2 pseudogenes are annotated in these 692 nt (G+C 50.9%); one reads left to right on the forward strand and one right to left on the reverse strand.

Annotated features, from left to right (window positions below):
* Positions 1-145: 145 nt before the first annotated feature.
* A pseudogene (locus tag MES37_RS25050) lies at positions 146-199 on the reverse strand (hypothetical protein); the annotation flags it as partial.
* A 277-nt stretch (positions 200-476) separates the two neighbouring features.
* On the opposite strand from MES37_RS25050, the pseudogene MES37_RS24520 reads away from it, so the two are divergent.
* Positions 477-692: pseudogene (locus MES37_RS24520) on the forward strand (hemagglutinin repeat-containing protein); the annotation flags it as partial.

Consider the following 692-nt stretch of genomic DNA (forward strand, 5'->3'; position numbering starts at 1 on the left):
TATGGATACTCTGTGAAACTTTACGATGAAGAATACCTGTTATCTTTTGATAAGGATGAAGTGGTTGCAACAGGTAAGCAGCTAAAACAAGACGATTTTTATTAAATATATAATCCCGGCCCTTACGCCGGGATCTTTTTACCTGTCACTCAGCAACTAACGGCCTGATCACCAGTTGCCCGCGTTCAACACTGATGGTAACCGGTGTATCTGTTCCGAATCCCGCCTCCCGCCTCTTCCAGCCAGTCGCCCTTCAGGTGCAGGCTGGGATGGCGGTTGTAAAAACGGCTCATATGGATTCTGCAGCCTTCTTAGCGAAACAGCATCATGTTCTTTAACAACATTATAGAAAACGACTATTTAATCGAGAAGCCAATCTGATTACCTACGCGGCTCTCGGTGCGAATAGCGCATTGTCAGGCGCATCGGGTGCCACCATCGGCGAGTTCATCGCGCAAGAAATGTATCCCGGCGTTATCAACCAGAGCAAAACTGACAGTGAATACGCCAGCGTCGGCGAGCAGAGCGGGTTATTTGCCGGGGACAAAGGGTTCGATATTACCGTCGGCAAACATACGCAGCTGGATGGTGCGGTGATTGCCAGCACGGCGGAAGCCAGCAAAAACAGCCTCGACACCGGGACGCTGGGCTGGAGCAGCCTCGACAACCACGCTGAATACAGTACCAGCAGC

The organism is Buttiauxella sp. S19-1 (assembly GCF_022134725.1).
GTDB lineage: Bacteria > Pseudomonadota > Gammaproteobacteria > Enterobacterales > Enterobacteriaceae > Buttiauxella > Buttiauxella ferragutiae.